We start from the raw sequence: 10,247 nt of genomic DNA on the forward strand, positions 1-10,247 counted from the left end.
CCCTGTTTCCCTCCGAGGCCGCCGCCGACGCCCCCAACGAGGACGAGGCGGTGATCGCGGCCTTCGACGGCGATGGGCTCGAAGTCCACCTCCAGCCGGTGGTGACCCTGCCGCAGCGCAAGGTCGCGTCCTACGAGGCCCTGGCGCGTCTGAGGCTCGCCGGCGTGGTGCTGACGCCCGAGGCCTTCCTGCCGGCGCTGGAGCGGCACGGCCGCTCGACCGAGCTCGACCGGCGCATGCTGCAGCGGGTCGCGACCATCGCCCGCCACCTCGTCGGCCGCGGCAGCGAGGCCACGGTGGCCTACGGCCTGTCGCCGCTTTCGCTCTACGAGCCCGGGTTCCTGCGCGGGATCGCGCGGCTGGTCGCGGCGGAGCCGGCCTTGGCCGGCCGCCTCGTCGTCGCCCTGCCGCAAGCGAGCTGGCGCAACCTCGACGCCGAGCAGGCCGGGGCCGTCGCCGCGCTGAAGGGCCGGGTCGGCTTCACCCTCGACCGGCCGACCGACCTGCGCTTCGACGCGGCGGCGCTGGCCGGCTACGGCGTCGGCCAGGTCAAGGTGCCGGCCGAGCTGCTGCTGCGCCCCGGCCCCGCCCGGCGCAGCCTGTCCGACATCGCGATCGAGGACCTGGTCACCGCGCTCGCGCGGGCCGGCATCCGTCTGGTCGCGACGGAGGTCGGCACGGAATCCGACGTGCCCGACCTGATCGACCTCGACGTGCCGTTCGGGCAAGGGCCGGTCTTCGCGCTGCCGCGCCCGGTGCGCGCCGACGTGCTCGTCGCGCAGGCCCCGCCGGTCCCCTCCGCGCCGCCTGCCCCGGACGACCCGCCCGAGCCGGCCCCCGAGCGCCGCCCGTTCCGGGCGTTCCTGCGCCGGGCGAGCTGAGCGTCAGGGCTCGGGGTGCCGGGCGATCAAGGCATCGAAGAGCGTGGGTCTGCAACGGAAGTTCGTCGCCCGCAGCCGGTCGACGGCGTCGCGCACGTAGAGAAGCCTGCGCCGCGCAGCCAAATCGATGATCCCGAGCGTGCCGGTGACGGCGCCCCCCCCTGGACCGCGCCGCACCGACGCCGGCGCGATCGTCCATCAGGATCAGGTCCGCCGAGAGAGCGGAGGCCAAGCGCAGCGCCTCGCGCTCGCCGGCATCCAGCCTCCCGAGCGACGGGTCCGACCCGGTCGGATCGGGCTCGATCGCGAGCCAGGGCGGAGGCGCCGACATCCAGCCGCGCACCAGGGCCGGCGCTTCGGGATGGCTCAACTCCCGACGCACCGTCTCGGGGATCGAGACCCCGGTCAGCAGGATCGGCAGCACCGAGATCCGACGGATCAGGACGAGGTAATGGAGCGGCCCGGTATCTGCGACGGCGCGCAACGGATCTAAAGGCCGAGGCGGTCGAGGTCGCGGCGGTCGGCGTCGAGGTCGGGCACGTCGTAGGCGACGAACACGTCGCGGGCCTTGAGGAAGGCGTCGAGCGCCGCGCGGGTGCCGAACCCGAGCAGGGCACGGAGCTCGGCCTGGGTCAGCCGGCCGGCGCGGAACTCCTCGACCGCGAAGGCCTCGAGCGCACGGCGCCCGAGGTCGCCGCCGTCGGCCGCGAGGCGGCGGGCGAGGTCGTCGGGGATGGGCACCGTCACGTTCATCCCGTGAGGCTACGCCGGGACCGCCGATCGCGCAAAGCGCCCGCGATTGCCAACCCGGGCCACGGCGCCTAACCCGGCCGACGACCGCCCCAGAAATCCGTCCGAGACCGCCGATGCCCGATCCGATCCCGACGCTGTCCGGCCTGTCCGGCATCGCGGATTCCTACGACCTGATCCTGTGCGACGTCTGGGGCGTGCTGCACGACGGCACCCGCGCCCACACGGCCGCCGGCGCGGCGCTGATCGCCTTTCGCGAGCGGCTCGGGCCGCGCCCGCGTCGGGTCGTGCTCGTCTCCAACGCACCCCGCCCCTGGGCCGGCGTGCAGCGCATCCTCGACGGCTACGGCGTGCCGCGGGGCGCCTACGACGCGATCCTCACCTCGGGCGACCTGACCCGGGCGCTGCTGGCCGAGCGGCCCGGCGCGCGGGTCCACCATCTCGGGCCCGAGCGCGACGGCCCGATCTTCGAAGGGCTCGACCTGACGCTGGTGCCGGCCGAGGCCTGCGACCTCGTGGTCAACACCGGCCTGTTCGACGACGCCACCGAGACGGCCGAGGATTACCGCGCGACGCTCGCCGCCCTGAAGGCCCGCGACGTACCGATGATCTGCGCCAACCCCGACCTCGTGGTCGAGCGCGACGGCTCGCTCATCCCCTGCGCCGGCCTGCTGGCCGAGGCCTATGCCGAGATCGGCGGGGCGGTGACCTATGCTGGCAAGCCGCACCGGCCGGTCTACGAGGCGGCTTTGGCGATGGCCGCCGGCCTCGACGACGGCGCCGCGCCCGACCCCGCCCGCGTCCTGGCGGTGGGCGACGCGATCCGCACCGACATCGCCGGCGCGCATGGCTTCGGCATCGCCAGCCTGCTCGTCGCCCGCGGGATCCATGCCGAGGAACTCGGGGTCACGGCCGCCCACCACAGCCTCGGCGACGTCGCCGGTTGGCTCTCGCGCCAGCCGGTGCGGCCCGACGCGGTGATCGAACGGCTCGCCTGGTAGCCGGCAGGTCTCGGCGATCGGCGTCGCCTAGGAATTTCGTCGGATTGCCCTTAAACGATGATCCGCGGTGCCGGCCGACCGGCGCCGACGCCGCAACCGATGGTCCGCCCGCGATGTCCGACGCCGCATCGTTCCGATCGTTCGCCCGTCGCCGCATCGGGCCCGCCGTGCCGTCCGGTGTCGCCGGAGCCGCATGCCCGTCGACCGGACGCCCTGCGCGATGACGCGCCTGGCCCAGCGCGACCCGTCGGCGTGGCGTGCGCAGGAGCGTTTCGTCGCGCGCCTCGGATCGCCGCGTCAGCTTCAGGTCTTCAACGATCGCGGCGGCATCGCGGTCAACTTCGACATCATGCGCTCGGTGATGCCCGACATCACGATCGTCGGCAGCCAGAGCGCGAGCTTTTCCCTATGGGAGACGACTTCGTCGAGCGGCTTCATCACCAAACCGAAGTTCAACGCCGAACTGGTGACGATCCGCTTCGTCACGAACGGCTGCATCACCTATCGCGATCGCTCCGGCGAAGCCCTCGGCACCCCGACGCACGCCACGCTGGTCGGATTCGAGGACCTGCATGAGGTCCGCGCCTCCGCCGGCTTCAGCGCCCTCAGCGCGTCGATCTCCGTCGAAGCCTTGGCGGCGGCCAACGAAGCTCTCACGGGCGGCAGCCGCGACGGATTGCAGCCGCTCGGCCCCGGTCGCCGAACTGACGGCCCCCGGCATGCAGGCCCTGTTCTGCACCCTACGGCAGATCTACGCGCAAAGCCCCGGCGTGCACCCACACGGCGACCTGATCATTCCCTTGATCCGCGAGATCTTCAGCTACCAGCTGCTCTCGGCCTGGCCGAAACGCGACACGCCGGTGCCGCACGCGACGCGGGACGCGCCGGCCCGGACGGTCCGCGCGGCCCTCGACTACATCGAGGCGCACCTGTCCGCCCCGCTGACGCTGGCCGACATCGCCGCCGCGGCCGGCCTCAGCGTCCGCTCGCTGCAGGACAAGTTCCGGCAGGCCGTCGGGCAGACGCCGGTCCAGTACATCATCGACAGCCGCCTGCGCAGGGTCCACCAAGATCTGCTCTCAGACAACAACGCGATGCATTCGATCGCCGAGATCGCCGTGCCCTGGGTCTTCGTCCACATGAGCGATTTCGGGCAGCGATACCGGCGGTTGTACGGCCGCGCGCCCTCCGAGACCCAGCGCGACGCCGACCGGCGGACCTGAATCCCAGGATGAGCCTCCGGTGAGACCGGCGATCCGAGCTCCACGGCCGATATGAAAAATGCGCAATAGAAGTGTAAAAATCGCGCACATTTGACACTTCTAGTTTAAAATCGGACAAACAACACATCTGATTACGGCTGCAGCGTTTCGTAGATCTGGATCCGGCCTATGCTTTCGATCGAATGCTTTTTATCGGAACCGAACGATTTTCCAGTATCGGCACACCTTCGTCGAAACGATAGTCTTCGGCGTCCGTCATGCGCGTCTTCGACATCTCCACGACACCTTCCGCCGACGCGTGCCGCGGGCTTCGCGACGTCCGCGTCGAAGCCGGTAGGCCCGATCCTCTGGAGAAAGGGACGCGGGCCGAGACGCGGGCACGCCGCCGCGCCGTGATCGCCGCCGGCCGCCCGCGCTCCGCCCCTTCCCGCCTCTCGCCGTGACGCCGATGCCGCATCGAGATCCCTGCATGACCGACACCTCACCGTCCGAGCGCACCGCTCAGACGCTGAAGCGCATCGCGACGGCCCTGCGGTGTACCGTCGACGACCTGGCGAACGGCAAGGACGACGGCCGCCCGGTCGCCGAGGCCCGGGAGCTGCTGACCCTGTGGGACGCGATCGAGGGCGACGCCGGCCGCCGGACGGTACTCGAGGTCGCCCGCGCGGTCGTGCGTGCGCAGTCGGCGCCCCCGACGCCCTAGCCCCCTCGATGGTCGCCGCGTCCTCAGGCGCGGCGGGACCCGCGACGCTCGGACCTGCCTTCGAGCCGACCCGGTATCGGCTTCGCCTGTGCCACGGCCAAGCTGCCATCTTGCGGCCCAGCCAGCCCCGGATGCTGTCGCCGACGGTCGCCGCCCGGACGAAGGCAGGACCAGAAGGGGCATCCCGATGATCGAAACCGTGAAGGCTCGCGCCGTGACGGCGCAGGACGAGCAGCGCCTGGAGCGCTCCGTCGCCGCGACCCTGCGGGTGATCGCCGCCGCCCACGCCGAGCGGACCGCCCCCCCGATCCACGCCGCCCGCCGGCGCCTCGGCGAGGTCTACGGCGCGACCCGCCTCGCCCGCCGCCTGGAGCGGGCGCCCCGCGCCTGAGCGGCGGTTGCCGGGTGGGCGCCGCGGCGTTAACCCGGTCGGCGATGCGGTATTATCTCGGCCTCGCCACCACCTTCCACGACCCTGCGCTCGCGCTGATCGGGCCCGACGGCACCGTCCTCTTCGCCGAGGGCGCCGAGCGGTTCCTGCAATACAAGCGCGCCCCGAACTGCGAGCCCGACCCGGCCACCCGCATGGTCGGGCTGCTCGCCGAATTCGTGCCGCAGGGCTCCGAGCTCGTCGTCGCCTCGACCTGGGGGCAGCAATTCACCGAGTTCCTGGAGGGGCAGGGCCGCGGCGGCGCCTTCACCCTCGACGCCTTGAGCCGGCACCCGCCGACGCTCAACCGCTCGTTCGTGCCCGAGCGCGCCGAGCGCATCTTCGTCGCCGAGATGGCGATCGCCCAGGCGCGTGCCGGCTACGGCACCCTGCTGGCGCTCGACCAGGAGACGCGGAGCCGCGGCGGCGACCCGCGGGCGCGGATCGTGCGGCAGGACCGCTTCCCCCACCACCTTACCCACGCGGCCTACGCCCTGTGGGGCAGCCCGTTCTCGGACGCGACGGCGGTGATCGTCGACGGCATGGGCGAGACCGGGGCGGCGGCGCTCTACCGGATGGAGACGGGCCGCATCGCCGAGGTGCGGCGCCACCGCGGTCGCGGCTCGGTCGGCTTCCTCTACGGGCTCGTCACGGACCTGGCCGGCTTCGACCAGCTCAAGGGCGAGGAATGGAAGATCATGGGGCTCGCGCCCTACGGCCGCACCGATCCGGGCCTCGTCGCGCAGCTCCGCCGCCTGTTCTCGGCCGAGAACGGCCGCCTGAAGTTCTCCGACGACGCCACCGTGCGCGATGTCGTCGCGACGATCCTGAGCCGCCGCCCGGCCGACCTCGGCGAGGCCGGCTGGGCCGATCTCGCCAAGAGCGGCCAGGACGTGTTTTCGGAGTTGATGGACGTCCTCGTCGCCGAGGCCTGGGTCCTGAGCCCGCACGAGAACCTGGTGATCGCGGGCGGCTGCGGCCTCAACTCGTCCTACAACGGCCGGGTGCTCGAACGTTCGGAATTTTGCCGGCTTCACGTCCCGTCCGCGCCGGGCGACGACGGCAACGCGATCGGTGCGGCTTGGCTCGCCTACGCCGCCGACAACCCGGACTGGACCGGGCCGGCGCCCGAGACCCGCCCGCTCACCCCCTACCTCGGCTCGCACGTTTCGACCGCGCCGATGGAGCGGCTGGCGGAGTGGGAGCCAAGCGCGCGACGCGTCGGCCACGCGGCGGCGACGCGGGAGGCGGCGAAGATCCTGGCGGCCGGCGGCCTCGTCGGCTGGGTCCAGGGCCGGGCCGAGTTCGGCCCGCGCTCGCTCGGCAACCGCTCGATTCTCGCCGACCCGCGGCCGGAGGGCGCCAAGGACGCACTCAACGCCAAGGTGAAGTACCGCGAGGCCTTCCGCCCCTTCGCGCCCTCGATCCTGGCCGAGGCCGGCCCCGACTGGTTCGAGGCCTACGCCGACAGCCCGTACATGGAGCGCACCCTGGTGTGGCGCGAATCCAAGCGCGACCAGGTCCCGGCGGTGGTGCACGCCGACGGCACCGGCCGGCTCCAGAGCGTGACGCCGGAGCGCAACCCGGCCTACGCCGCGCTGATCGCGGCCTTTGCCGAGATCACGAACGTCCCGATCCTGCTCAACACCAGCTTCAACGTGATGGGCAAGCCGATCCTTCACACGGCGGAAGACGCGATCCTGATGTTCTACACCACCGGCCTTGACGCCCTGGTGGTGGAGGATTGGATCGTGGTGAAATGAGCGGTTCGTAGAGGTGCCGGAGGCGCCGCCCCCCCTTCAGAACAACCCTTCGAGATCCGTCAGCACCGCCACCGGCGCCAGGTCGGCGTACTCGTCGGGCTTGGCGCCGCGGTTGATCCAGGCGCAGGCGAAGCCGAAGGCGGTGGCGCCGGCCACGTCCCAGCGGTTCGAAGAGCAGAACAGCACCGCCTCCGGGCTCACGCCGAGCGCCTCGCCGACGACGGCGTAGGCGCGCGGGTGCGTCTTGAACACCTGGGCTGCGTCGACCGAGAGCACCGTGTCGAGGTGCGGCCGGATGCCGGCGGCATCGACCGAGCGGCCGAGCATGGCCGCGTCGCCGTTGGAGAGGAGCGCGGTGGTGAGACCGCGCTCCCGCAGCCGCTCCAGCACGCCCGGCACTTCGGCGTAGGCGTCGAGGTCGCGGTAGGCGTCGAGCAACGTGTCGCGTAGGGCAGGGTCGACGCTCGCGTGGCTGGCCAGGGCGAAATCCAGCGCCCGCTCGGTGAGCTGCCAGAACGGGACGTAGCGCCCGATCAGCGACAGGTTCCAGCTGTACTCGACCTGCTTGGTCCGCCACAGCTCAGACAAACGCGCGGCGTCCGGCCCGACCGCGTCGGCGTGGCGCTGCACCGCCGAGTGCACGTCGAACAACGTGCCGTAGGCGTCGAACACCACCGCCGTGCGGCCTTCGAGCAGAGGACTTCCGAGTTTCGAAGTGGCTGACATCCGGGCCCCTACTTCTTGTCCAGCACCTCTATCGGGTTGGTGCGCTGGTTCGCGGCCGGCTCGCGGGTGAGGTTGCGGCTGCCCGATTCCTGCGGGGCCGCCTTGGCGCCCGGCGCGCCGGGGCCGCCTGTGGCGGTGCCACCGGAATTCGGCTGGGTCGGCACGGTGCCGCTGGCGAGCTCGAGGCAGGTCACCATCTCGACGTAGGACGGGTAGCCGCCGGCCTTGTACTGGTCCTCGCACTGGCGCTTGGCCGAGGGCGTGTAGTCGCCCCAGCGGCGCTCGGCCTCCTTCTTCGCGTCCCGCTCGGAGCGCAGGCAGCCGTCGACGTTGGCCTGGTCGCTGACGCCGCTGTTGGCGCGGCTCGCCGACTGGCAGGTCTTCGTGATGTCGAGGCTCGGCACCGTGTCGGCGAGCGCCCGGGTCGAGGCCGCCGGGGCGGCGAGGAGGGCGAGCGCCAGGGCCCCGGTGAGCGCGGCGCCGGCAAGGATGCGTGTCGTCATGGTCCGCTCTTGATCTCTCGGCGTGGAACGCGCCCCGAAGGTGTCAGGCACAACGCGCAGCCGGCCCGGGGGTCCCGCCGGACCAGAAATGATTCCACAGGGAGCCGCTCACGCTCCCGGATGCGCGGCCCGCAGCGCCGCGGCGAGGTCGGCGAACAGGTCGTCCGGGTCCTCGAGACCGGTGGAGAGTCGCAGCAGGTCGGGCGGGCACGGGGTGCCCGGCCCCTCGACGGAGGCGCGGTGCTCGATCAGGCTTTCGACGCCGCCGAGCGAGGTCGCCCGCTTCCACAGGCGCACCTGCGCGGCGGTGGCGATCGCCGCCGCCTCGCCCCCGGCGACCCGGATCGACAGCATCGCCCCGAACCCCTGCTCCATCTGCCGCGCGGCGACCGCGTGGCCCGGGTCGTCGGGCAGGCCCGGATACAGCACCCGCTCGACGTGCGGGTGCTGGGCGAAGCGGGCAGCGAGGTCGAGGGCGCCGGCGGATTGCGCGGCGGCACGCAAGGGAAAAGTGCGCAGGCTCCGCATCAGGAGGTAGGCCTCGAACGGCCCGAGGATCGCGCCGCCGCCGGCGCGGATCGAACCGATCCGGGTCCAGGCGGCGTCCTGCGCGGCGGTGGCTAGGACGCCGGCGACGACGTCGGAATGGCCGTTCAGGATCTTGGTGCCGGAATGCATGACGAGGTCGGCGCCGAGGCGCAGCGGCCGGGTGTGGAACGGCGAGGCGACGGTGGAGTCGACCGCGAGCCGCGCACCCGCCGCATGCGCGATCTCGGCCGCGGCGGCGATGTCGGTCACCGTCCAGAGCGGGTTGCCGGGGGTCTCGATCCAGACGAGCTTCGTCCGCCCCGGCCGCATCGCCCGCCGCAGGGCGTCGAGGTCGTCCATGGCAACGAAGTCGAGGTCGAGCCGCCGCCGCGGCGCCTCCTCACGCAGCCAGCGCTTCAGCGCCCAGTACATCACCGCCGGCGCGACCACGTGGTCGCCGGGCTCCAGCGCGCCGAACACCGCGGTCGCCGCCGCCATGCCGGAGCCGAACAGCATCGCGGCCGGCGCCTCCTCCAGCATCGCCAGCACGGCCTCCGCCTCGCGCACGGTCGCGTTGTCGGGCCGCGCGTAGGAGAAGCCGGAGGAATAGCCGTTGTCGGGGTCGCGGATGAAGGTGGTCGACACGTGCAGCGGCGCCACCACCGCGCGGGTCACCGGGTCGACGTGCCCCATCGCCTGCGCGGCGAGCGTGCGCTTCGACCAGGTGGGGGGCTGCGGAGCGTCCGGTTCGGGCTGGGTGTCGACGGGCAGGGTCATGGCGGCGTCCGATAGCGCATCGCGCCGCCAGCGTCATCGCTGGCGTGTCCGCGCGCCTCCACGTCCCGGGATACGGCAGATGTTTCGACGCGAAGCCTTATGCGAGGTTGTCACCGTCATTCCGGGTCGCCGAGGGCGTGCCCGGAATCCAGAACCGCAGGTCGTGCTTCAGCTGAAGCCGTCGGCGGCACTGAATCCCGGGCTTTGCTGCGCAGCCCCGGGATGACGGCGAGGGGTCGGGCCGATCGGAGTTGCCATCTCCCGCGACCGCGCGTTCTGGGTGTGGCGGCCGCGCGTCCTAGCGTCGGGGCATCACGCCTGACACGATCCACACCGACATCGCGATCCGAATCCGCAACGAGGTCCCCGTATGCCGCCCATCCAAGCCACCCCGATGCAGGTCCCGACGCGGCCGACCCTGCCCTGGCGGCTGCGGCTGCCCGCCGCGATCCTGCCGGTGGGGGCGACCTCGCTGATCGGCGGGCTGGCGACCGGGTCCGAGATCGGGGGATGGTATGCGGGCCTCGTCAAGCCGTCCTTCAACCCGCCGAACGCTGCCTTCCCGATCGCCTGGACGATTCTCGACGTGATGATGGTGGTCTCGCTCTGGCGCCTGCTGGGCGCACGACCGGCCACCGGGCCGGCGCAAGGGGGCTGGCGGCTGGCGCTCGTGGCGTTCGGCGTGCAGCTCGCGCTCAACGCCGCCTGGACGCCGGTGTTCTTCACGCGTTACGCCCTCGGAGCCGGTCTCGTGGTGGTGCTAGCCCTCCTCGTGATGGTGCTGTGGACGATCAAGCTGAGCTGGCGCGTCGACCGGATCGCGGCGTGGCTGCTGGTGCCCTACGCCGCGTGGGTCGCCTTCGCGAGCCTGCTCAACGCGGCGATCTGGCGGCTGAACTGACCGGGACTCGCTGCGGGGGCTCCCGGAAAACACGCTGATCCCGCCCCCGTCTGGCTCCCCT

Annotated in this window: 13 protein-coding genes; 7 read left to right on the forward strand and 6 right to left on the reverse strand. The window is 72.2% G+C overall.

All coding sequences use genetic code 11. The annotated features are described in order from the left end of the window. Positions 1-881 (forward strand): EAL domain-containing protein (locus FV234_RS23990; RefSeq protein WP_147832128.1); only part of this gene is annotated, 881 nt, incomplete at its 5' end. Positions 882-884: 3 nt separating this feature from the next. Here the strand turns inward: FV234_RS23990 and FV234_RS27130 are convergent. Next, complete coding sequence (locus tag FV234_RS27130) at positions 885-1,058, reverse strand: DUF3368 domain-containing protein (protein ID WP_348643095.1); 174 nt, start codon at positions 1,056-1,058, stop codon at positions 885-887. Positions 1,059-1,370: 312 nt separating this feature from the next. After that, positions 1,371-1,622, reverse strand: a complete 252-nt coding sequence (locus FV234_RS24000; RefSeq protein WP_246686295.1) for a UPF0175 family protein — start codon at positions 1,620-1,622, stop codon at positions 1,371-1,373. A gap of 125 nt (positions 1,623-1,747) precedes the next feature. Between FV234_RS24000 and FV234_RS24005 the strand changes: the two genes are divergently transcribed. Continuing rightward, the gene (locus tag FV234_RS24005) at positions 1,748-2,632 is read left to right on the forward strand and encodes a TIGR01459 family HAD-type hydrolase (RefSeq protein WP_147754064.1); all 885 of its coding nucleotides are present in this window, start codon (positions 1,748-1,750) and stop codon (positions 2,630-2,632) included. A gap of 303 nt (positions 2,633-2,935) precedes the next feature. Here the strand turns inward: FV234_RS24005 and FV234_RS24010 are convergent, their stop codons facing one another. Then, positions 2,936-3,130 (reverse strand): hypothetical protein, encoded by a 195-nt coding sequence (locus FV234_RS24010; protein ID WP_147832130.1) that lies wholly within the window; start codon positions 3,128-3,130, stop codon positions 2,936-2,938. Positions 3,131-3,351: 221 nt separating this feature from the next. Here FV234_RS24010 and FV234_RS24015 point away from each other — a divergent pair, with 221 nt between their 5' ends. The 4 genes from FV234_RS24015 to FV234_RS24030 all read left to right on the forward strand — a co-directional run bounded on the left by FV234_RS24015 (position 3,352) and on the right by FV234_RS24030 (position 6,751). After that, a complete protein-coding gene (locus FV234_RS24015; RefSeq protein WP_187273796.1) occupies positions 3,352-3,855 on the forward strand; it encodes an AraC family transcriptional regulator in 504 nt (167 codons plus the stop codon). Between the two features lie 469 nt (positions 3,856-4,324). After that, on the forward strand, positions 4,325-4,558 hold the full coding sequence (locus FV234_RS24020) for a hypothetical protein (RefSeq protein WP_147765168.1): 234 nt from the start codon (positions 4,325-4,327) through the stop codon (positions 4,556-4,558). Positions 4,559-4,745: 187 nt separating this feature from the next. Then, on the forward strand, positions 4,746-4,949 hold the full coding sequence (locus FV234_RS24025) for a hypothetical protein (protein WP_147754068.1): 204 nt from the start codon (positions 4,746-4,748) through the stop codon (positions 4,947-4,949). Positions 4,950-4,993: 44 nt separating this feature from the next. Beyond that, positions 4,994-6,751: a carbamoyltransferase C-terminal domain-containing protein gene (locus FV234_RS24030; RefSeq protein WP_147765167.1), complete on the forward strand. Its 1,758-nt coding sequence runs from the start codon at positions 4,994-4,996 to the stop codon at positions 6,749-6,751. Between the two features lie 36 nt (positions 6,752-6,787). Here FV234_RS24030 and FV234_RS24035 read toward each other — a convergent pair whose 3' ends face one another. The 3 genes from FV234_RS24035 to FV234_RS24045 form a co-directional block, all read right to left on the reverse strand. Further along, positions 6,788-7,477, reverse strand: coding sequence for a haloacid dehalogenase type II (locus FV234_RS24035; protein WP_147765166.1), 690 nt, complete (start codon positions 7,475-7,477; stop codon positions 6,788-6,790). 8 nt (positions 7,478-7,485) lie between these two features. Beyond that, entirely contained in the window at positions 7,486-7,980 is a 495-nt protein-coding gene (locus tag FV234_RS24040) for a hypothetical protein (protein ID WP_147754071.1), read from the reverse strand. A 108-nt stretch (positions 7,981-8,088) separates the two neighbouring features. Beyond that, a complete protein-coding gene (locus FV234_RS24045) occupies positions 8,089-9,285 on the reverse strand; it encodes a PLP-dependent aspartate aminotransferase family protein (RefSeq protein WP_147765165.1) in 1,197 nt (398 codons plus the stop codon). A gap of 370 nt (positions 9,286-9,655) precedes the next feature. Between FV234_RS24045 and FV234_RS24050 the strand changes: the two genes are divergently transcribed. Further along, positions 9,656-10,186: a TspO/MBR family protein gene (locus FV234_RS24050; RefSeq protein WP_147832134.1), complete on the forward strand. Its 531-nt coding sequence runs from the start codon at positions 9,656-9,658 to the stop codon at positions 10,184-10,186. The last annotated feature ends 61 nt before the right edge of the window (positions 10,187-10,247 follow it).

The organism is Methylobacterium sp. WL8 (assembly GCF_008040045.1).
Lineage (GTDB): Bacteria > Pseudomonadota > Alphaproteobacteria > Rhizobiales > Beijerinckiaceae > Methylobacterium > Methylobacterium cerastii.

Excerpts from the sequence above, each read along its gene's own strand:
- FV234_RS24005 (WP_147754064.1), top strand. The coding sequence starts at position 1,748 with ATGCCCGATCCGATCCCGACGCTGTCCGGCCTGTCCGGCATCGCGGAT.
- FV234_RS24010 (WP_147832130.1), bottom strand. The coding sequence starts at position 3,130 with ATGCAGCCGTTCGTGACGAAGCGGATCGTCACCAGTTCGGCGTTGAAC.
- FV234_RS24015 (WP_187273796.1), top strand. The coding sequence starts at position 3,352 with ATGCAGGCCCTGTTCTGCACCCTACGGCAGATCTACGCGCAAAGCCCC.
- FV234_RS24020 (WP_147765168.1), top strand. The coding sequence starts at position 4,325 with ATGACCGACACCTCACCGTCCGAGCGCACCGCTCAGACGCTGAAGCGC.
- FV234_RS24025 (WP_147754068.1), top strand. The coding sequence starts at position 4,746 with ATGATCGAAACCGTGAAGGCTCGCGCCGTGACGGCGCAGGACGAGCAG.
- FV234_RS24030 (WP_147765167.1), top strand. The coding sequence starts at position 4,994 with ATGCGGTATTATCTCGGCCTCGCCACCACCTTCCACGACCCTGCGCTC.
- FV234_RS24035 (WP_147765166.1), bottom strand. The coding sequence starts at position 7,477 with ATGTCAGCCACTTCGAAACTCGGAAGTCCTCTGCTCGAAGGCCGCACG.
- FV234_RS24040 (WP_147754071.1), bottom strand. The coding sequence starts at position 7,980 with ATGACGACACGCATCCTTGCCGGCGCCGCGCTCACCGGGGCCCTGGCG.
- FV234_RS24045 (WP_147765165.1), bottom strand. The coding sequence starts at position 9,285 with ATGACCCTGCCCGTCGACACCCAGCCCGAACCGGACGCTCCGCAGCCC.
- FV234_RS24050 (WP_147832134.1), top strand. The coding sequence starts at position 9,656 with ATGCCGCCCATCCAAGCCACCCCGATGCAGGTCCCGACGCGGCCGACC.